Raw genomic sequence first — 18,020 nt, 5'->3', positions numbered from 1 at the left:
GGGATTGCCGCACTCCGGTGAACCGTTCGAGTGGGCGTTTCGTGGTCTGGGGTGATATCCATCGACAGCGATATCTCACCGAGGAAGGCGCCCTCATGCGGACGATCGACGGACTGCCCGCCCATATCCTGCTGGTGCACGCGGTCGTCGTGCTCGTCCCGCTGACCGCCGTCCTGCTCGCGCTGGCCGCGCTGTGGCCCGCCGCGCGGCGCTCGCTGATCTGGTTGGTCGCGGCGCTCGCGGTGGTCACGGCGGTGCTCACCCCGCTCACGGTCGAAGCGGGCGAGTCGCTGGCCGAAAGGTTCGGCGAGTCCGAGGCGGTCCGGACCCATGCCGATCTGGGGTCGACCATGAACTACTTCGTGTTCCCCCTGGTGGTGCTGGCGGGCCTGCTGCTGTTCGCGCATGTGCGTGACGGTCGCGGCAAGCCGCTGCGCAGGCCGCTGGCCGCCGGGCTCGCGGTGCTGATACTCATCGCCGGGGTCGCGGCGACGGTTCAGGTGTACCGGGTGGGGGAGAGTGGTGCTCGCGCGGTGTGGGGTGTCACCGCCTCGGACTGACGCCGAGCCTGCGATGACCCGCTCTAACGGACCGTGACTCCGTGCGGTCCCCTAAAACTAGATCTGAAATATCAAATCTCCGCAATACGGACCATTGAGTTTCGTACGCTCGAATTGTTCCGTACCGGAACATTCGGAAGTGGCGCGTGCGCCCAACACGTCCACTGCCGTTGCAGCGAGGGAGCGCCCTCGGATACGTAACCTCGGCGCTCCCTCGCCATCGACTCACCTCCCGAACGGTGCGTTCACCGTCGTGAAGTACTGCGCGGCGGCCATGACCGCCATCGGCGCGGTGACCAGCAGTTGGCCCGCGACGGTGCCGAGCGCCCCGACCGCGACGATGCCGCCGACGCAACCCACCGCGGCCGCGGGCACGAACGGTCCGAACAGGCCGACGATGGTCGCCGAAGCGACCGTCGCGCCTGCGATGCCGCCGAGCAGACAGCCGACGGCCGCGCCTCCGAGTCCGCCGACCAGCGTGCCGATGGTGGCGCCCATGCTGATCGTGCTCGTCATGCGACTCCACGCCGCCTGCTCGCGGTCGTATTCGGTCTTCCACGGCGCTTTGTCCTCGAAAGGCAGCGCGACGTCGGAAGGCAGCGCGACGTCGGAAGGCAGCGCGACGTCGGAAGGCAGCGCGACGTCGGAAGGTGGCGCGATCGGTTTGTAGACGGCGTGCGCGGCGTCGAAGCGGGGTGTGAGCGTCGCGGTGCGGTCCCGGATGGTCGCGGTGATCGGGAATTCGAAATCGTCCACGCGGAAACGCAATTCGGTGCCCGCGAGGACCGTTCCGTCTTGCGCCCTGATGGTGAACGCGCTGTTCTCGACCGCCATCGACCCGGTATCGGTGGTGATCACGGTCGCGTCCGGGCCGGTCGTCGCGGTGTAGGCGACCGCCTCGTTCGGTGCGGCGCCCGCGGCGCCCGCGGCTGTTCCGAACGCGGCGACCAACAGCGCCGCGAGCGTCGCGGACTTCCTGATCCTCATGTGCTTCACCCTCATCCACGATTCGATCTGTGGCCGTGCGGCCACGAAGCAGATTACTGAAAATGATTGTCATTTGCTAGTGGGTCGGATGCGAAGGCGGCGTTGGAATTAGAACTTGTTCTAATATGGTGCCCAGTCGCACGAGGACCGTGGAGGATGCCGCCATGCCGCTGGAACCGATCGCCGACGATCTGCTGTCGGCCGTGTGCGCCTCGCCGCGCGCCGTCGCCGCGCGCGACAGGACGGCCTGGACCGAGTTGTTCGGACCCGATGCCGCGGTGCACGATCCGGTCGGCTCGCGGCCGCACGTCGGGCGGATCGCCATCGGCCGCTTCTACGACACCTTCATCGGGCCGAATACCATCGTCTTCGAGGTCCGCCGCGATATCGTGGCCGACCGCACGGTGCTGCGCGACCTGTCCGTCGCCACCACCATGTCCACCGGCGCCACCGTGCGCGTCCCGATGCATCTGCGCTACGAACTCGCCGAGGTCGGCGGCGATTGGAAGATCGCCAGGCTCGCGGCGCACTGGGAACTCGCGCCCATGATCGTCCAACTGCTGCGCACCGGGTGGGCCGGCATCGGCGCGGCCACGAAACTCGGTCCGCAACTGATCGCCAACCAGGGGTTGGGCGGCGTTCTCGGCATGACGCGGGCGCTGTTCGGTGTCGGCGGTGCGGGCAAGCGCGCGGTGGAGGCGCTGTTCACCGCGGCGACTCGGGGTGCTGTCGCGGATATGCGAGTACTGCTCGACGATCGCGCGGTGCTCGAACTGCCATCGGGCAATCCGGTGCCGGTCGCGGAATTCGCCGAGGGTGTGCGAGATATGCGCTGGGAGAAGCTGATCGCGGCGGGCCGCACCGTGACGGCGTCGGTGGCGCTCGGGCGCGCGCACGGTATCGCGGTCGTGGACTTCGCGCGTGATCGGCGGGTGATCGTCGGCGTCACCGTGTACCTGGACACCGCGCCGTAGTCCGCTCTCGACCGGGGCGCAGACACGGCTAGGATCCGAAACGGGAGCGCTTCGGCCCCCGTATGTGACCTCGCGCCGACGGAAGGGCCGAACGATGGCGTTCGCCGACTACCAGAACGAGATCTACTTCGCCGCACTCGGTGGGAACCTCCCGGAATTCCCGATGGACTACGCGACGCTCGAGGCGAAGGCCGCCGCCGCGCTGCCCGCCGGTCTGCACTCCTACATCGCGGGCGGCGCCGGTGACGAACTGACCCAGCGGCGCAATGCCGAGGCCTTCGGCGACTGGGGTCTTGTCCCGCGCATGCTGGTCGGCGCCACCGAACGCGACCTGTCGGTCACCGCGTTCGGCCACACCTTCGCGTCACCGGTGTTCATGGCGCCGGTCGGCGTGATCGGACTCGTCACCGGCGACCACCACGGCGATATCGCGGTGGCGAAGGCCGCGGCGAGCACCGGGGTGCCGGCGATCTTCTCCACGCTCATGGAGGACCCGCTCGAGGACGTGATACCGCACGCGCAGGACACGCCGAGCTTCTTCCAGCTCTATACGCCGAAGAACCGCGATCTCGCCGAAAGTCTCGTGCACCGGGCCGAACGAGCCGGGTATCGAGGCATCACGGTCACCCTCGACACCTGGATCCCCGGCTGGCGTCCGCGCGACCTGTCCACCGGCAACTTCCCGCAGTTGCGCGGCCACGTGCTGAAGAACTACACCAGCGATCCCGTCTTCCAGCAGATGGCGGGCACCGACGATCCGAAGATGCTGGTCCTGCACTGGGTCGGCACCTTCGGCAACTCGCTGACCTGGGACGACCTGAGTTGGCTGCGCTCGCTCACCGAACTGCCCATCATCTGCAAGGGCATCTCCCATCCCGAGGACGCCCGCCGTGCCATCGACCACGGCGTCGACGGCATCTACTGCTCCAATCACGGTGGGCGCCAAGCCAATGGCGGCCTCAGCGCGCTGGAGACGCTGCCCGAGGTGGTCGCGGCCGTCGACGATCGCGTGCCGGTGCTGTTCGATTCCGGCGTGCGCTGCGGCTCCGACGTGGTCAAGGCCATCGGACTCGGCGCGACCATGGTCGGCATCGGCAGGCCCTACGTCTACGGGCTCGCCCTGGGCGGAGTGCCGGGACTGGTGCACCTGCTGCGGATGTTCCTCGCCGAGGCCGACCTGCTGATGGCGGTGAACGGCTACCGCGATCTCGCCGCGATACGGGAGAACATCCGCAGGACCACGACGGGTAGGTGAAAAACGCTGCGACACATCAGGCCACGGCGGCGGGTCGTCAGGTCATCGCGGGATCGGGCAGCGCGCCCTCGGCGGTGCGCAGGCGTTCGCTGAGCCGGGTGAGCAGATCGATCGACTCCTCCGACAGGCCGACCGCGGTGCGCACCAGGCGGCGCAGCTTCGGGCCGGAGAGCTGGCAGGCCAGCACGTCGTCTCGGTCGCGGTATCGGTCGAGAAGGTCGAGATCCACTGCGGTACTCACAATCTGACTGCTCGGGCCCTTGGACACGGTGCGGAACGGTTTCCCGGCCGCCCCGCGCGGGATTCCGGCGGTGCGACGTGGCGCGTAGAACACCGTCCGCCCATCGGACGAACCGGTACGCACCGACGCCGATCGCGGTCGGAGTCCAGCGACTACCCGTCTGTTCTACCGGAATCCCGCAAGCGATTGTCGTCGGCCCCGCGCGAATCGGAGCCTGCTTCGCCGAATATTGGGGACTTTCCCACACTCCGATCGGTCTGTTTTGCCCTGTATGCCGCGAGGTTGCCCGCCGACGCACCATCTGAACCCGGCCAGATTCGGATTCCCGTTGCGCTCCGCGCTGATTCGTCGCAGTGCTCACCGGACGCGGCGTGCGCAACGCGGGCCGAGGCGGTGAGCTGGGAATCAGGGAGGACTGTGGCCGGTGGAGCAACGCGCCCTGTGCCACCGAACGCGCCGATGTACGGCTTCGGCCCGCACTCGGATTCGAGTGCGGGCCGATGCTTTGCCATGCGGCTGCTGGAGCAAGTGCCTCCCGGCGCGTCAGCCGCGACGGGACTCCACGCGGTCGCGGGCGTTCTCCGCGAGGGCGGTGCCGCGCTCCCGCGCGTTCGCGGCGATCTCCGGGCCGCGCTTGCGGGCCTTCTCGGCGAGTTCGACGCCGCGATCCTTGGCCGTATCCGCGAACTCCGCGCCACGGTGTCGCGCGACCTCCGCGAATTCGGCGCTTCGGTCGCGCGCGGTCTCGGCGAGTTCCGCGCCGCGATGCCGCGCGACGCCCGCGAATTCGGCGCCGCGATCGCGTGTCACGTCCGCGAGATCCGCGCCTCGGTTGCGCGCCACTTCGGCGAGGTCACCGCCACGGTCGCGGGCCGTATCGGCGAGTTCGGCGCCACGTTGACGCGCCGTCTCGGCGAGTTCGGCGCCACGGTGCCGTGCGACATCCGCGAACTCCGCGCCGCGGTGTCGAGCGACGTCGGCGAGTTCGGCGCCGCGGTGACGGGCGACGTCGGCGAATTCGGTTCCTCGATCACGGGCGACCTCCCCGAATTCCGCGCCGCGATCCTTGGCGACCTCGGCGAACTGCGCACCCCGCTGTCTGGCGAGTTCGGCGAGTTCGGCGCCGTGTTCGCGGGCGGCGCCTGCCCAGCGCGACTTGCGGACCTTCGCCGCCACCTCGGGTGCGCGTTCCTTGGCGAGGTCGACCCATTCCGCGCCGTGGGACTGGGCGGATTCGGCGAGTTCGGCGCCCTTGCTCGCGGCAACGCCACCGAGTTCGCGTGCGCGGGCCGCGGCCTCCTGTGCCTGTTCGCGCAGCGCGGCGCCGGTTGCGGTGTCCGAGGCGCCCAGCGGCAGCGCGGCGGTGACCGCCGCGGCCGTCTTGTGCGCGGCCCGCTTGCCGCGCCAGCCGAGCGAGGGCTTGCCCGCGGTGTCGGCGCTGGCGATCATGAGTCCGCCGAGCAGGCTGATGTCCTTCAGGAAGGCATTGCGCTTGGCGGTCTTGCGGTCGGGATCGGTTTCGGCCCAGAAGTCCTGTTCGGTCACGGTCGCGGGGATGACCGTCGCGGCCAGCACGAAGGCGGCGAGGCGCGGCGCGCGGCCGAGGGCGAGCAGGGTGCCCGCCGAGACCTGGGCGATCGCGTTCACCCTGACCACGGTTCCGGGGTCGGCGGGCAATTTCGCGGCGACATTGTCCGGCAGCGAGCGTTCGCCCCGCTGCACCAGCGCGGCGGCGGCCTTGGCGCGCGGCTGGGGATGGATCAGCGTATCGACACCGTCGGCGATGAACGCGGTCGCGAGGAGTGGACGGGCAAGTCGGCGCAACAGCATGGGACAACCCTTTCTCGGTGGCTTTTCGGTCGGGTTCCCGCGAACCCCAAGGTCAAACACCACGTCGAGCCGGTCACCGGCAGGGCGGCGACCAGCTCGATCGTAACCACCGAAAGGCGTTCAGACGGCGTGTGTCGAGGTCGCGCGGGTCGCGCGGTCCGCCGTGACGGCGGTGAGGAAGCCGGTGACGACGGCGGTCACGGCGTCGGGGTCCTCGGCCATCGGCAGGTGCCCGCAGTCGTCGAGTACGACGCTGGTGTGCGGGCGCAGGGTGGTGTCGAGGCGCGCGCCCGCGGCCGCCGACAGGACGCGGTTCTGCTTGCCCCACAGGGTGCAGATCGGCGGGAATTCCGGGCCGGGGCGCAGCGTGTCGAGCGCACGGTAGGCGGGGAAATCCTGGACGAGTCGGTCCAGTGCGAACAGCCGCCCGCGATCGTTCAGGTGTGCGCGCAGTCGCGGGCTGCGGTGCAGTCCGACGCGTCTGCCGCGCGCGCCCAGTTGGGTGGCGACGATCATCGACACTGCGGGTTCCGGCAAGGTCAGCCTGCGCGCGAGCGGTCCGAGCGGCAGCAGCGCGTCCACCCGCGCGAGACCGGCCGATGCGCCGCCGTGCACGGTGTTCCAGGTGAGCGGATTGCACAGGACCAGCGCGCGCACCCGGTCCGGATGCCGGTCGGCGTAACTCAGCGCGATCGCGCTGCCGACGCAGTTGCCGATCAGTATCGCCTCGCGACCCCCTTGGTCGTCGATGAAGGCCGCGAACATGTCGACGTAGTCGTCGAGACGGTGGCCGGTGGCGGGGTCGGATTCGCCGAATCCGGGCAGGTCGAGCGCGATCACGGTGTGGCGCCCGCGCAGCGCGGCGACCTGGTCGTCCCAGATGTGGCGCTGCGTGCCCGCGTTGTGCAGCAGGAAGGCGGGCGGCCCGCTGCCGACCCGGTCGTAGACCACCGACCTGCCTCGGTACGCGAACACCGCCATCTCGCCTCCTTGCGAGCAATGCGAACGTTGATGTTCGCTGTAACGACGGTACCGCCTACCGGGCGTACGGGTCAGTGTTCGCCCAGGGTTTCCGCGATCGCGGCGCGCATCACCTTGCCGGTGGCGTTGCGGGGCAAAGCGGTGGTGGTCAGCAGCCATCGGGCCGGGACCTTGTAGTAGGCGAGCCGTTCGCGCGCGAAATCGAGGAGTTCACGTTCCGACACCCGCTCGGTGTCCTCGACCACCACGAGCGCCGCCACCCGCTGCCCCAGATCCTCGTCGGCTATCCCGATCACCGCGCACTCGCGCACCGCGGGATGTTCGTCCAGGCACTGTTCGACCTCGGTGGGGTAGACGTTCTCCCCGCCGCGCAGGATGAGATCCGACCGCCGCCCCGACAAGCGCAGCCTGCCCTCTTCGAGCACGCCGATGTCACCGGTGCGCAGCCAACGGTCGGCGGTGATGGCGGCCGAGGTCGCCGCCGTGTCGTTCCAATAGCCGAGCATGACGTAGGGGCCGCGCACGCAGATTTCGCCCTCGACGCCCTCTTCGACCGAATTGCCTTGCGCATCACGGATTTCCAGGCTCACGCCGATCACCGGCCTGCCGACGGTGTCGGGGTGCGCCGCCAGTTCGGCCGGACTCGCCAGCGTGGCGGCCGTACTGCATTCGGTCATGCCATAGCTCGTCACCAGTGCGGTCTTCGCGACCGGAAGCCGTTCCCGCAGACGCTGTTGCAGCGCCGCCGAGGACGGTGCGGAGTTCAAGGAGAACGCGGCGAGCGAAGACAGGTCGTAGCGTGAAAGGTCCGCCTCCAGCAGGCGGGTCGCCATCGTCGGCATCGCGCCCCAGTTGGTGACCCGCTCGCGCTCGATGAGTGCGGCCACCCGGTCGGCGTCGAATCCGCCCTGATAGATCACGGCGGTGTCGCCGGTGACCATGCGCGGGATCACCAGGTTGTGCAGGCTCGCGATGTGGAACAGTGGTGAGGTCAACAGGAATCGCCGTCCGCGGGGTCCGTCGTCCGGCCGCTCGCCACGTATCTCGGCGGCGAGTGCGTCGTTGAAACGGTGATAGTCGATGACCGCCAACAGGTTTCGCTGCGAATGCACCGCGCCCTTCGGTCGGCCGCTGGTTCCGCTGGTGTAGAGAATGATCGCGGGATCGTCCTCGTCCACGGTCACCGCGGGCGACGGCGCTTCCGCGAATTCCGCGATCAGCGCGGGGATATCGCGTTCCATCGTCAAAACTGGAACCGTGATGTCGAGTTCGGCGACCTGCCGCGCCCGCTTGTCGTCGACGATCAGCACGGCGGGCGTCGTGTGACCGAGACCGTAGCCGATCTCACGCGCCGTCCACCACGCGTTGTATCCTACCGCGATCGCACCGAGAAGCTGTGTGGCCCAGAAGGATACGACCCATTCCTGGGTATTCGCCGCCAGGATGCCGACCCGGTCGCCGACCCCGACGTCGAACCGGTCGCGCAGGGCCGCCGCCAACGCGCGCGCCTGCGCCGCGTGTTCGGCATAGGACAGCCGCCGGTTCTCGGTCACCAGGTAGTCGCGCCCGCCCAGCTCTTTCGAGGCCGCCAGCACCTCGGTCAGACTGCGCCGCCGATGCCGCAGCACCGGAACGGGCGCGCCGAGCACGTTCTCGACGACCGTCTCGAACGGACCGCCCGGCCCGGTCAGCCGTGCCGTGGCCTGCGCCGCCCGCGCCCGCAGGTCTACCGGGTTCGTCATGGATGTCCCTAGGGGTCGATGGATCGCGATCGAATCGGAAGCTACCCGCTACCCGCCTGCCCGCGGCTGAGACCCGGACCACTTCGCGCCGAACGATCCTCCGCTCGTGGCCGGGTAATGGGTCCCGCACGTGGTCGGGCCGCCTTCCGCGTGGGTCCCTCGGCTCGCCCGCGGTGTCGCCGCACGTTCGAGAGCCGGGTCGAGCCGGAGGACGGGCACGCTTCGCTACGGAACCAGCACCGCGCGCCCCCTGATCAGCCCGCGATCGAGGCGGTCGAGCGCCGCGCGACCGTCGGCGAGGTCGAACCGCTCGACCTCGACGCGCAGCTTGCCCGCCTTGGCCAGTTCGACCGAGTTGATGAGGTCGGATCTGGTGCCGCCGTAGGACTTTCGCACGGTCGCGCCCCACGGCCAGCCGGGACCGCCCGCGGGCCCCGAGGTGATCTCGGGCGCGCCGCCGCCGAGTCCGACCATCCGGTACGCGCCGTTCGGGGCGACCGACTCCACCGCGAGTGTCGCCGTTGAGTCGATGCCGACGAAGTCGAAGACCGCTTCCGCGCCGCGTCCGCCGGTGCGATCCAGGATGGCGGCGGCGGCGCCCGCGTCGGCGAGCAGGCCCGCGTCGGCGCCGACGTCGGCGGCCAGCGCGAGTTTGTCCTCGGCGATGTCGACGGCGATCACCGTCGCGGCGGTGGTGGCGCGCAGGATCTGCACCGCCACGTGGCCGAGGCCACCGATGCCGATGACAACGGCGGTCGATCCGGGGCGCAGCACCGCGCGCGCGCCCTCGATGGCGTGGTAGCTCGTCAGCGCGGCGTCGGCGATCGGCGCGGCCTGCAAGAAGTCGAGGTCGCCGATGGGGACGAAGGAACTCGCCGGGATGCGCACGTATTCGGCCATGCCGCCGTCTGGTCCGAGTCCGGGGCATGGCGGCATGGCGGTGCGGCCCGCGGCCAGGCACACGTTCTCGTTGCCGCTCACGCATTCCCGGCAGATCCCGCAGGACCAGCACAGGTAGACGATGCCGCGTTCGCCCTCGGTGCGGCCCGCGACGTCGGCGCCGGCGGCCTCGATCGTGCCCGCGATCTCGTGGCCCATGGTGAGTGGTTCGTCGCGCATGCGGAACGGCACGTGCAGGACGTGCAGGTCCGAATGGCAGATGCCTGCCGCCCCGACGCGCAGCAGCAGGTCGTTCGGCCCGATCTCGGGGACCGGCACGTCGCGCAGTTCCAGGGTTTCGGGTCCGGTGAGCTGGAGCGCCTTCATCGGGTCGCTCGCGGGGTGTTGGAGTTGGTCATATCGAGTCCTCCGGAACTCGCCGCCGTCGGTCCGCCCGCGGGGTGTGGGCGCCGACACCGTCGGAACCGTTCCGAGAGCGGCGTGACGTAGCTGACAAATTAACATTCGCTGGACGTGGTGTCCACTGAGTGACATGATGTCGAACGAGTGCGCGCCGCGCGCGGATCGAGGTGATCAGGTCGATGCCGAACCCCGCGGGGTCCGATCGCGCGGGCCGCACCTTGCGTGACGAACAGAAATCGCGGACGAGGGCCGCGCTGATCGACAGCGCGCGGGCGATGTTCGGCCGCCAGGGCTACGCGGCGGTGCGGGTGGACGATATCGCCGCCGCCGTCGGATGCAGCCGCGCCACTTTCTATCTGCACTTCTCCGGCAAGCCGGAGGTGCTGCGCGCCCTCGCGGACCGCACGGTGGTGCCGAAGGTGCTCGAACTGTGCGCCGACCTCGATCGCGTGCTCGCCACCGATTCCCGCGACGAGTTCGCGGGATGGGTCGCCCGCACCGTCTCGTGGTTCGACGATTTCAAGGATCTGCTGCCCGCCTGGAACGAGGCCATGGCCCTGGATCCCGGGTTCAGGGAGATCGCGCACGAGGGCGTGCGCGCGCTGCCCGACGCCATGCCGACCTATCTGCGCCGCAGGCCGCCGCAGGACCGCGCCGAGGCGAGATTGCGGCTCGAACTCTTCGTCGCGCAGCTGGAACGATTCTTCACCCGATGGGCCGTTCCGGGTGTGGTCGAGGTGTCGCCCGAGCGGGCCGTCGAGGTGCTCACCGATATCTGGCATCCCGCGCTGCGCATGCGTAGCTGAGAGTTCGCCGAACCGTCGCGGGTGGGTCACCGGGCGGCCGATTCGCCCGCGGGGAGTGTATGTGTCGGTGGTGTGCGGCATCATCTGTGCACGCAGCTGTCCACGAAAACCGCCCGGAGTGCACCATGCCGTCGCCACGAACCAAGCCCAAACCATTGTCGGACACCGAGATTCAGCAGATAGCCACCGAGATCGCCGGTGGTCGCCCACCGATGGTGTGGTTCACTGCCACGGCGGTGGGCGTGCAGGAAGGGCGCTCTGGCAAGGTCGTAGCGTTAGGCGATCCGGCCGACGGTGACTTCCTCCAGGTCAGGCCGACCGGATCCAAGGATGTACTGTCCTTCTCGCCGACCGAGGTGACCTTGACCAAGCCGCCGCGCCCGGCCACCCCCGCGCCGAAGGCCACCGCCCGGCCGAAGACGACCACAAGGAAGGATGAACCCACCGTGACCCAGCCGTCGACCCTGACGAACGCTGCGACACCGTCCACACCGCCCGCCGTCGTCACCGCCCCTGCGGCGCCGAATCCTGTTGACCGGAGCTCCGATTCAGAGGACTCGGCGGCGAAGGCGGCGGCCAAAGCGGCCGGTGTGAAACCCGCCAAGGCGCCCGCGGTGCGCAAGGCGCGGGTCTCACCCGAGGTGACGGTCACCCTCACCGGCAGCGCCGACGGCGAATGGACCGTCGACGTCGTGAACGGCAAGAAGCGCACGGTGCGCGGGCTCGCGGTGCCGAGCGCGGCGGTCGCGCAGGCCGCGAAGGTGCTGCATCCCGAGGTCGCCGAGGTGGTCGCGGGCATCCTGGAGGCGGCGCGCGGCGCGCAGCAGGCGAAGGTGGAGCAGTTGCAGGCCGAGTTGGCCGAGGCGCGCAAGGTGCTCGAAGAACTGTCCGAGTAGCAGGCTGCGTGATCTGGCAGGGGTGCCCGACCTCAGCGGAGACCGAATGCCGTTGCGCTGGAACGATTCAGCGGCCTCGGCTCGCGCTGAGTGCGTGCGCGGCGCCTGGTGCGTCGATGCGATCGTGGCATCGGTAGGTGCATGGCTACGCCGCGACCACGCGGTTCGGCGTTGTCGCGGTTCTCACACCGCGGTCTCGCGCCGCCTGGTCCGGCGCGAGGCGGGCGACTCCGGCGGATGCGCGGGTGCGGCGCCGAACGTGCCGTGCCGCACATCCTCGGCGAAGGCGTAGCCCAGTGAGAACTCCTTCGCGTGATACATCGCCGAATCAGCGTTGCGGATCAGGTCGTACACGCTCGGTTCCTCGGCACGCGGTCCGCCGCAGGCGATTCCGACGCTCACCGTGATCGGCACCTCGCCCGCGCTGAGTTCGAAGGGCCGCACGAACGCGCCGAGCAGCCGGTCCGCGAGTCCGGCCGCCGCGCTGCGGTCCAGCGGTGCGAGGACGACGAATTCGTCGCCGCCGTAGCGCGCCACCAAGTCCTCGCGGCGCACCATGCGACGGATGCGCGAGGCCGCGCCCGCGATCAGTTCGTCGCCGACGGCGTGTCCGTAACTGTCGTTGACCAGCTTGAACCCGTCGAGGTCGATGAACAGCAGGCACATCGGCCGATCGGCCCACTGCCCGCCGTCGCGACCGAGTGCGCGCAGCAGCGCGGAACGGTTCAGCAAGCCGGTGAGCATGTCGTGATCGGCCTGGTACTGGGCGCGCCGCTCACTGCGTGCCGACCGCTGGATGGCGCGTTCGCTGCGCACCAGGACGCCGATGAGCAGCAGCGCGAACAACGAGGACACCACGATCCGGTCGACCGTGCCGAGTTCGGCGCCGACCACGGGCACCAGCGAGGCGACGATCAGCGCGACCGCGATGAATCCGGCCCGCTGCCGCGACCGGTGCGGATGGATGCGCCGAGGTGCGCCGAGCGAGGCCATGGTCGGGTGCAGCGCCGCGATGCCGACCGTCGCGTAGGCCACGAGCAGCGGGGTCAGCAGCAGGTCGTGTCCGATGCTCGCGGTGCCTGCGGCGTCGAGGCTGTAGCCGAGGTCGCCGACGAGGACCGCGAACAGTCCGAGATGCAGCAGCCGCAGCGAGGTCTCCGAGCGGTTCGCGGTGGCCACCGAATGCGCGATCAGTGTGAGCAGCAGTGCGTCCAGCACCGGATACACCGCCGCGAGCACGGTGTGCGCGGTGGTCTTGCCGGTGTGCAGGATCGGGGAGATGAGGAAGGTCCACGACGCGAGCAGCGCGGCGAGTCCGATGAGCCCCGAATCGAGGATCAGTTCGTGGTTGCGGCCCTCGTGGCGCGGCCGCAGCCACAGCGCCGCCGTGACCCCGATCCCGACGTAGCCCGCCAGCGTGCACAGGTCGTCCAAGGGGCCGTAGCCCGCGGCGGTGAAGTCGCGCAGGGTGGTGCCGACGGCGAACAGGATCGCCGAGGCCGAAAGCAGGTACCAGGGCAGCGGTCGCGTCGGCCGGTGCCTGCGCAGACCGACGCAGATCATGACCAGCGCACCCGTGACCACCGCGATCATGACGACGAGCGTCAGCGCCTGCGACCGAATGAGTATCGGTAGCGCGATGAGCGCGGACCAACCGGTGAGAAGTAGCGCGCACCGAGCGTTCATGCCGCAGGGTGGCGATGGTGTCGACTGCGCTTCGCTGACTGTCATCAGCCCCCCTTGGTCGCTCCGTCCTCGGTGAACCGTGCGGCGTAATACGTCTGTGAATCCTCCACCGCGACTTCGACGTTCGCTTGCTCATCGAGTACCGCCCGAATGCTGTCGGCGAATGAGAGCTGGGTGTTGTTGTACGAGCAGATGTCCCAACCGACCGCGGCACGTTCGGCCACCAAAACCTGGACAACTGATTTGATCATGGCATGGAATGCGGCGCCTTGTCGCGCACTTGGGGCAACAAGTGTGAATCCCGCATAATAGATCGCGTTACGGGCGGCGTGCTCGGGATATCGCGCGGCGAAATAATCCGGACTGATCCACGGCACGGTCTCCAGGTGTCTGGTGAGGGTGGTCACCCCGATCGGTTCGCCGTCGCCGGTGCGCGCCACGTATTTTGTGACCCGAGGATCGATCATCTCCTCGCGGAATTCGGAGCGGTGCAACACTTGTCGTGCGATCGCCTTCGTGCGCAGCGGTCCGAACGCCTCCTCGTAGAGGCGGTGGAACAGCGCTATCCCGTCCTCGGGAATCGTGGTCTCCACCGTGACGTGCACCTCCTGCGTCGCGCCGGGACGCGCGATGTCGCGCGTCATTTCCCCGGCTCCCAACCAGCGGTGTGATAAGCGGCAAGCACCAGTGCGCAGGCCGGATCGCCCGCGCAGCGGACTTCGGTGACCGTCGAGCGAACCGGTCCGAACGTTGCCGGTCGGTGCCTGGTCATATCGTCGAGGCTGGCGCGGATGAGTTCTTCGACCTCACCGGCGCGGGCGCCCTCGTGTTCGACGAAAAGTCCCGCGCCGGAATCGTCGTCGCGCAGCACCCAGCCGATGCCCGCGGCGGCGGTCTCGCCGTATTCGATGGCGTGTTGCGCCGCATACACGCAGTAGAGCCGATCGCCCCACGCGATGGGTTTGCGCACCCGCGCGCCCCGGCGCAGCACCGCGCGCGGCGGAATCACCGACGACAGGCGAATCAAGTTGGCATCACCCACTCCCAGTTCGCGCAGCGCGGCGTCGAAGGCGGACATGGCGGTCGGACCGACCCCGGTCGCGGCGCCTATCTCGATCGTCAGTGGCGCCCCCGAGCCGCCGGGAGCAGCTGTGACGCGCGGTCTGCCGAGGGTCGGACGGAGTCGATCGATCCACTGCCGCCCGAGTGGGCCGCTGTAGGGGGTGGTGTGAATCATAATGCCCTCCCGTAGCCACCGACCTGTTTTGCCGGTCGTCGTTCATGCCGGTCGTCGTTGCCTCGAGTTCGACTGTGCGTCAGGATTTTCGATCGCGCACCTCGCTCCGGTGAAAGCGGTGCTGAGGCGGCGTGTCTCGGACGGTGTCGAACCGGGCAGTATGTGATGGTCGGCGAGAACGCACCGGAGCGGGAGGAGATCGTCATGGGTGTCTGGGCCGCCCCGGGACGGGTCAACATCATCGGCGAACACACCGACTACAACGCGGGCTTCGTCCTGCCGATCGCCCTGCCCATGACGGTGACCTGTCGAGCCGAACCGCGCGCCGACGACCTCGTGACGGTGTCCTCGCGCCAGCGTCCGGGACGGTCGGTCCGGGTCGCCGTACCCGATCTGGCCGCCGCACGCGACAGCGTCCCCGACTGGTCCCGTTACCCGCTCGGCGTCGCCGCGCAGTTCCGGGCACGCGGCCTGCGAATCGGCGGCGTCGACCTCGACCTGGACGGCGCGGTGCCGATCGGCGCCGGACTGTCCTCCTCGGCGGCGCTGACCTGCGCGGTGGCGATCGCGCTGCGCGACCTGTTCGCCCCCGACCTCACCGATCTCACCCTCGTCGACATCGCACGCGCCGCCGAGAACGACTACGCGGGCGCGCCGACCGGCGTGCTCGACCAGTCCGCCGCGCTGCTGTGCACGCCGGGACACGCGCTGTTCATCGACGTCCGCGCTTTCACCCGCGGATTCGGCGACACACCCGCGCACGCGACCCGCGAACGCCACGGCCACGCCGATACCGACGGCCGTGCCGATGCCCGTGGCCGCGCTGCCACTCACGAAGGTGCCGACGACGCTGCCGGCCGTGCTGACGCTGACGGTCGTGCTGATGCTGCCGGCCGTGCTGACACTCACCAAGGTGCCGACGCTCGCCGCCGTGCTGACGCTCACGGCCGCGCCGATGCCCAAAGCCATGCTGGTGCCCAAAGCCGTGCTGATGCCCACGGCCACGCCGAACTGCCTACCTCTACCGGCCCTGGTGTCGTAGGTCCCGGGAGCGATCCGGTCGGTTGCGAGCAGATCCCGTTCGACCTGCCGAGCTTCGGTCTGGAACTCCTGGTGATCGACACCGGCGAGCCGCACCGACTCGCCGACGGCGAATACGCGCGGCGGCGCGCCGAATGCGAGGCCGCGGCCGCCGCTCTGTGCGTCCAGTCGTTGCGCGACGTAGCCGATCCGGCCGATCTCGACCGCATCGACGACCCGGTGACGCGCCGTCGAGCGCGGCATGTCGTGACCGAGAACGCCCGAGTCCTCGAGATTGCCGAAAAATTGCGGACCGGGGCGAATCCGCGCGATATCGGCCCGGTGCTGACCGCCGCACATGCCTCGCTGCGCGACGACTTCGAGGTGTCGACGCCCGCCCTCGACACCGCGGTCGCCGCCGCGTTGGACGCGGGCGCGTTCGGCGCGCGCATGGTCGGCGGCGGATTCGGCGGCAGCGCCATCGCCTTGGTCGACCGAGGGCGAGCCGACGCGGTGATCGAGCGTGTGCGGGAGCGATTCGACCGATCCGGGTTCCGTCCGCCGCGCACGTTCGCGGTGCGTCCCTCGGCCGGTGCGCACCGGCTGGCTTGAGCGACCGTCCAGGCTTTATGTGCGAATGTGCCGCGCAGGTACGGCACGAGCGCGTACAGTAGGGGTGGGCGACACGAGGATCGCCGCCCGCGCAGGATCACGCTCGACGCCCGGTCACCGCCAGGAGGGACGACGCTGTGCCGCTTGCCGATGCATCCGTTCTCGTGTCCGCCGCCGGGCCGGTGCGGGTCGAAGCCGCCTCAACCCTGCGACTGGACGCGGGCGCCGTCGATTACGCGCTGGTCGCGCTGTACTTCGTCTTCGTGCTCGGTATCGGCGTCCTGGCCAGGCAGCGGGTTTCCTCCAGCATCGATTTCTTCCTGTCGGGCCGCTCGCTGCCCGCGTGGGTCACCGGCCTCGCTTTCATCTCGGCGAATCTGGGCGCGGTCGAGATCATGGGCATGTCGGCCAACGGCGCGGAGTACGGATTCCCGACCTTCCACTACTTCTGGATCGGTGCGGTTCCGGCCATGCTGTTCCTCGGCGTGGTGATGATGCCCTTCTACTACGGCTCCAAGGTGCGCAGCGTCCCGGAGTTCATGCGGCGGCGTTTCGGCACGGGCGCGCATCTGGTCAACGCGCTGAGTTTCGCGGTCGCGCAGGTGTTGATCGCGGGTGTGAACCTGTATTTGCTCGGGTCCATCGTGAATGTGCTGCTGGGCTGGCCGCTGTGGGTGTCGGTGATCGTGGCCGCGGTGATCGTGTTGTCCTACATCACCCTCGGCGGTCTGTCGGCGGCGATCTACAACGAGGTGTTGCAGTTCTTCGTCATCGTCGCCGCGCTGCTGCCACTGACCTTGGTCGGCCTGCACCGCGTCGGCGGCTGGGATGGGTTGCGCGACAAGGTGACCGCATCGCCGGGCGGCGCGGCGCAACTGGAATCCTGGCCGGGCAACGCGCTGTCCGGATTCGCCAACGACTTCCTGTCGATCCTCGGCATCGTGTTCGGACTCGGCTTCGTGCTGTCGTTCGGCTACTGGACCACGAATTTCGTGGAGGTCCAGCGCGCGCTGGCCACCCATTCCATCTCCGCGGCGCGGCGCACCCCGATCATCGGCGCGTACCCGAAGATGTTCATCCCCTTGATCGTGGTGATTCCCGGCATGATCAGCGCGGTCCTCGTGCCGCAGATGATCGAGTACAAGCAGGCGGTCACCGCGAACCCGGACTACACCGGCGACGTCACCTACAACCAGGCGCTGCTGTACCTGATGAAGGACACGCTGCCCAACGGCCTGCTCGGCATCGGCATCGCCGGACTGCTCGCGGCGTTCATGGCCGGTATGGCCGCCAACATCTCGGCCTTCAACACGGTTTTCAGTTTCGATCTGTGGCAGCAGTACGTCGTCAAGGATCGACCCGACGGCTACTACCTGTCGGTGGGCAGACTCGCGACCGTCGGCGCGACCGTGGCCGCGATCTTCACTGCCTTCATCGCCGGAAACTTCAGCAACATCATGGATTACCTCCAGACGCTGTTCAGTTTCTTCAACGCACCGCTGTTCGCGACATTCATCCTCGGCATGTTCTGGAAACGGATGACGCCGACCGCGGGCTGGCTCGGACTGGTGTGCGGAACCGTCTCGGCGATAGTGATATTCGTGCTGCACGAGGCCGAGGTCTTCGAATTGTCCGGCCAGGGAGCGAGTTTCATCGCGGCCGGGGCGGCGTTCGTGGTCGACATCGTCGTCAGCGTGGCCGTCACCCAGGTGACCACACCCAAACCGGCCGCGGAACTCGTCGGTCTGGTCTACTCCGAGACACCCAAGGAAGTTCGCACCGATCCGGAGGAGTCGAGCCTGCCCTGGTATCAGCGCCCGGTCCTGCTCGCGGGCATCGCCCTGGTCCTGGTCATCGGCTTGAACCTGCTCGTCGGTTAAGGAGTCGCCAC

16 protein-coding genes are annotated in these 18,020 nt (G+C 69.0%); 7 read left to right on the top strand and 9 right to left on the bottom strand.

Annotated elements, in window-relative coordinates; genetic code table 11:
- The first annotated feature begins 17 nt into the window (after positions 1-17).
- Positions 18-560, top strand: coding sequence for a DUF2231 domain-containing protein (locus IT779_RS04985; protein ID WP_332838659.1), 543 nt, complete (start codon positions 18-20; stop codon positions 558-560).
- Positions 561-785: 225 nt separating this feature from the next.
- On the opposite strand, the gene IT779_RS04980 is transcribed toward IT779_RS04985, so the two are convergent.
- Complete coding sequence (locus IT779_RS04980) at positions 786-1,547, bottom strand: hypothetical protein (RefSeq protein ID WP_196147991.1); 762 nt, start codon at positions 1,545-1,547, stop codon at positions 786-788.
- Between the two features lie 164 nt (positions 1,548-1,711).
- Here IT779_RS04980 and IT779_RS04975 point away from each other — a divergent pair, with 164 nt between their 5' ends.
- Together IT779_RS04975 and IT779_RS04970 are read left to right on the top strand one after the other, a co-directional pair.
- The gene (locus tag IT779_RS04975; protein WP_196147990.1) at positions 1,712-2,521 is read left to right on the top strand and encodes a nuclear transport factor 2 family protein; all 810 of its coding nucleotides are present in this window, start codon (positions 1,712-1,714) and stop codon (positions 2,519-2,521) included.
- A gap of 94 nt (positions 2,522-2,615) precedes the next feature.
- Positions 2,616-3,776 carry an alpha-hydroxy-acid oxidizing protein gene (locus IT779_RS04970; protein WP_196147989.1) on the top strand — a complete coding sequence of 387 codons (1,161 nt, stop codon included), beginning with the start codon at positions 2,616-2,618 and terminating at the stop codon, positions 3,774-3,776.
- A gap of 37 nt (positions 3,777-3,813) precedes the next feature.
- On the opposite strand, the gene IT779_RS04965 is transcribed toward IT779_RS04970, so the two are convergent.
- The 5 genes from IT779_RS04965 to IT779_RS04945 form a co-directional block, all read right to left on the bottom strand.
- Positions 3,814-4,017: a hypothetical protein gene (locus IT779_RS04965; protein WP_196147988.1), complete on the bottom strand. Its 204-nt coding sequence runs from the start codon at positions 4,015-4,017 to the stop codon at positions 3,814-3,816.
- Between the two features lie 543 nt (positions 4,018-4,560).
- On the bottom strand, positions 4,561-5,847 hold the full coding sequence (locus tag IT779_RS04960; protein WP_196147987.1) for a DoxX family protein: 1,287 nt from the start codon (positions 5,845-5,847) through the stop codon (positions 4,561-4,563).
- A gap of 120 nt (positions 5,848-5,967) precedes the next feature.
- Entirely contained in the window at positions 5,968-6,828 is an 861-nt protein-coding gene (locus IT779_RS04955) for an alpha/beta fold hydrolase (protein ID WP_196147986.1), read from the bottom strand.
- Between the two features lie 71 nt (positions 6,829-6,899).
- Positions 6,900-8,570 carry a class I adenylate-forming enzyme family protein gene (locus IT779_RS04950; RefSeq protein ID WP_196147985.1) on the bottom strand — a complete coding sequence of 557 codons (1,671 nt, stop codon included), beginning with the start codon at positions 8,568-8,570 and terminating at the stop codon, positions 6,900-6,902.
- A 225-nt stretch (positions 8,571-8,795) separates the two neighbouring features.
- Complete coding sequence (locus tag IT779_RS04945; protein ID WP_196147984.1) at positions 8,796-9,836, bottom strand: NAD(P)-dependent alcohol dehydrogenase; 1,041 nt, start codon at positions 9,834-9,836, stop codon at positions 8,796-8,798.
- 215 nt (positions 9,837-10,051) lie between these two features.
- Between IT779_RS04945 and IT779_RS04940 the strand changes: the two genes are divergently transcribed.
- Together IT779_RS04940 and IT779_RS04935 are read left to right on the top strand one after the other, a co-directional pair.
- A complete protein-coding gene (locus IT779_RS04940; protein ID WP_196147983.1) occupies positions 10,052-10,678 on the top strand; it encodes a TetR/AcrR family transcriptional regulator in 627 nt (208 codons plus the stop codon).
- A 125-nt stretch (positions 10,679-10,803) separates the two neighbouring features.
- Positions 10,804-11,574 (top strand): DUF6319 family protein, encoded by a 771-nt coding sequence (locus IT779_RS04935; RefSeq protein ID WP_196147982.1) that lies wholly within the window; start codon positions 10,804-10,806, stop codon positions 11,572-11,574.
- A 183-nt stretch (positions 11,575-11,757) separates the two neighbouring features.
- Here IT779_RS04935 and IT779_RS04930 read toward each other — a convergent pair whose 3' ends face one another.
- Genes IT779_RS04930 through IT779_RS04920 form a run of 3 tightly spaced genes read right to left on the bottom strand, consistent with a single transcriptional unit; the run spans position 11,758 to position 14,497 of the window.
- Complete coding sequence (locus IT779_RS04930; RefSeq protein ID WP_232541455.1) at positions 11,758-13,305, bottom strand: GGDEF domain-containing protein; 1,548 nt, start codon at positions 13,303-13,305, stop codon at positions 11,758-11,760.
- Complete coding sequence (locus IT779_RS04925; protein ID WP_196147981.1) at positions 13,305-13,904, bottom strand: polysaccharide deacetylase family protein; 600 nt, start codon at positions 13,902-13,904, stop codon at positions 13,305-13,307. The genes IT779_RS04930 and IT779_RS04925 overlap by 1 nt, the downstream gene beginning before the upstream one ends.
- A complete protein-coding gene (locus IT779_RS04920; protein WP_232541454.1) occupies positions 13,901-14,497 on the bottom strand; it encodes a pyruvoyl-dependent arginine decarboxylase in 597 nt (198 codons plus the stop codon). The genes IT779_RS04925 and IT779_RS04920 overlap by 4 nt, the downstream gene beginning before the upstream one ends.
- A gap of 204 nt (positions 14,498-14,701) precedes the next feature.
- On the opposite strand from IT779_RS04920, the gene IT779_RS37460 reads away from it, so the two are divergent.
- Both IT779_RS37460 and IT779_RS04905 read left to right on the top strand, forming a co-directional pair.
- Positions 14,702-16,129 carry a galactokinase gene (locus IT779_RS37460; protein WP_232541453.1) on the top strand — a complete coding sequence of 476 codons (1,428 nt, stop codon included), beginning with the start codon at positions 14,702-14,704 and terminating at the stop codon, positions 16,127-16,129.
- Between the two features lie 182 nt (positions 16,130-16,311).
- Positions 16,312-18,009, top strand: a complete 1,698-nt coding sequence (locus IT779_RS04905) for a sodium:solute symporter family protein (protein ID WP_196148504.1) — start codon at positions 16,312-16,314, stop codon at positions 18,007-18,009.
- Positions 18,010-18,020: the final 11 nt, after the last annotated feature.

This window comes from Nocardia bovistercoris, assembly GCF_015674855.1.
In the GTDB taxonomy this organism is placed as follows: domain Bacteria; phylum Actinomycetota; class Actinomycetes; order Mycobacteriales; family Mycobacteriaceae; genus Nocardia; species Nocardia bovistercoris.
The sequence above is the reverse complement of the archived record's forward strand: the minus strand, read 5'-3'. Positions and strand labels throughout refer to the sequence as shown.

What these genes read in the sequence shown, in the direction of transcription:
- IT779_RS04980 (WP_196147991.1), bottom strand. Translation starts at nt 1,547, where the DNA reads ATGAGGATCAGGAAGTCCGCGACGCTCGCGGCGCTGTTGGTCGCCGCG.
- IT779_RS04975 (WP_196147990.1), top strand. Translation starts at nt 1,712, where the DNA reads ATGCCGCTGGAACCGATCGCCGACGATCTGCTGTCGGCCGTGTGCGCC.
- IT779_RS04970 (WP_196147989.1), top strand. Translation starts at nt 2,616, where the DNA reads ATGGCGTTCGCCGACTACCAGAACGAGATCTACTTCGCCGCACTCGGT.
- IT779_RS04960 (WP_196147987.1), bottom strand. Translation starts at nt 5,847, where the DNA reads ATGCTGTTGCGCCGACTTGCCCGTCCACTCCTCGCGACCGCGTTCATC.
- IT779_RS04955 (WP_196147986.1), bottom strand. Translation starts at nt 6,828, where the DNA reads ATGGCGGTGTTCGCGTACCGAGGCAGGTCGGTGGTCTACGACCGGGTC.
- IT779_RS04950 (WP_196147985.1), bottom strand. Translation starts at nt 8,570, where the DNA reads ATGACGAACCCGGTAGACCTGCGGGCGCGGGCGGCGCAGGCCACGGCA.
- IT779_RS04945 (WP_196147984.1), bottom strand. Translation starts at nt 9,836, where the DNA reads ATGAAGGCGCTCCAGCTCACCGGACCCGAAACCCTGGAACTGCGCGAC.
- IT779_RS04940 (WP_196147983.1), top strand. Translation starts at nt 10,052, where the DNA reads ATGCCGAACCCCGCGGGGTCCGATCGCGCGGGCCGCACCTTGCGTGAC.
- IT779_RS04935 (WP_196147982.1), top strand. Translation starts at nt 10,804, where the DNA reads ATGCCGTCGCCACGAACCAAGCCCAAACCATTGTCGGACACCGAGATT.
- IT779_RS04930 (WP_232541455.1), bottom strand. Translation starts at nt 13,305, where the DNA reads ATGACAGTCAGCGAAGCGCAGTCGACACCATCGCCACCCTGCGGCATG.
- IT779_RS04925 (WP_196147981.1), bottom strand. Translation starts at nt 13,904, where the DNA reads ATGACGCGCGACATCGCGCGTCCCGGCGCGACGCAGGAGGTGCACGTC.
- IT779_RS04920 (WP_232541454.1), bottom strand. Translation starts at nt 14,497, where the DNA reads ATGATTCACACCACCCCCTACAGCGGCCCACTCGGGCGGCAGTGGATC.
- IT779_RS37460 (WP_232541453.1), top strand. Translation starts at nt 14,702, where the DNA reads ATGGGTGTCTGGGCCGCCCCGGGACGGGTCAACATCATCGGCGAACAC.